Origin of the sequence: Streptomyces vulcanius (genome assembly GCF_042653945.1) — a bacterium.
Taxonomy (GTDB): domain Bacteria; phylum Actinomycetota; class Actinomycetes; order Streptomycetales; family Streptomycetaceae; genus Streptomyces; species Streptomyces mangrovi.
The window spans coordinates 1-1,015 of sequence record NZ_JBHSFK010000122.1 but is presented as its reverse complement, the minus strand read 5'-3'; the positions used below and the strand labels follow the sequence as shown (position 1 = coordinate 1,015).

Genomic DNA, 1,015 nt, shown 5'->3' with positions numbered 1-1,015 from the left:
ACGGGCACTGCCGTGCGCAGGGCGGCGATGAGCTCGTAGTCGAGCTCGGCGTTTCGGGTGAGCATGGCGTGGGAGGTTCCGACGGCGACGGCCAGTGCGTCCACGCCGGTGGCGGCGACGAAGGCGGCGGCCTCGCCCGGATCGGTGCGGGCTCCGGGGGCGTGGACACCGTCCTTGCCGCCGACCTCACCGAGTTCGGCTTCGACCCATACGTCTGCCGCGTGGCACAGGCGGACGACCTCGGCGGTGGCTTCGACGTTGTCGGCGTAGTCGAGGGTGGAGGCGTCGAACATCACCGAGTGCAGGCCGAGTTCGAGCGCCTCGCGGACGAGGGACAGGTCCGTGACGTGGTCGAGGTGGACGGACACGGGCACGTGGGCGGCCTGTCCGGCGGCCAGTGCGGCACGGGCGAGCGGGGTCAGAGCGCCGTGGTAGCGCACGGCGTTCTCGCTGATCTGCACAATGACCGGAGCCTTCGCGGCCTCGGCTCCGGAGATGATCGCTTCGACGTGTTCGAGCTGGATGATGTTGAAGGCGGCTGCTGCGTGTCCGGCGCTCGCGGCGGCGGCGACAGTGTGTCCGGTGCCGGTGAGGGGCATGGTGTCTCTTTCGGGCAGGCGGCGGGGCGGGCCGGTCTTCGGTCATCCGGCTCTTGGGAGGTGGAGCGGTCCCGGGTCGGTCATCCGGTCCGGAGGCGGCGCAGCCGGTCGGGGCGGTCGTGGAAGATCAGCTGGAAGCTGTCTTCGTCGATGCGTGGGCCGAGCAGGGTGCCCGGTTGCTGGAGAGCGGTGGCCGCCCACTGCAGTGCGGTGCGCAGGGCCGGCTCGCCGGTCGCCCCGCCGGCGAGGAAACCGGACAGGAGGGCGTCACCTGCTCCGACGGCGCTCTGCGGGTTGTCCACGATCACTTCGGCGTGCAGGACTTCGTCGTTCTCGACGAGCAGGGCGCCGTCCACGCCGAGGCTGGCGAGAACGGTGCGCGCTCCCATCCCGCGCAGGTGCTGAGCCGCATCGAC

At 71.3% G+C, this 1,015-nt stretch carries 2 protein-coding genes; both read right to left on the bottom strand.

What is annotated here, in order from left to right; translation table 11 throughout:
* Positions 1-599 (bottom strand): class II fructose-bisphosphate aldolase (locus ACFPIH_RS56280; protein ID WP_385879455.1); only part of this gene is annotated, 599 nt, incomplete at its 3' end.
* 80 nt (positions 600-679) lie between these two features.
* Positions 680-1,015, bottom strand: a 336-nt coding sequence (locus ACFPIH_RS56275) for a PfkB family carbohydrate kinase (RefSeq protein WP_385879454.1), incomplete at its 5' end; no start/stop codon positions are given.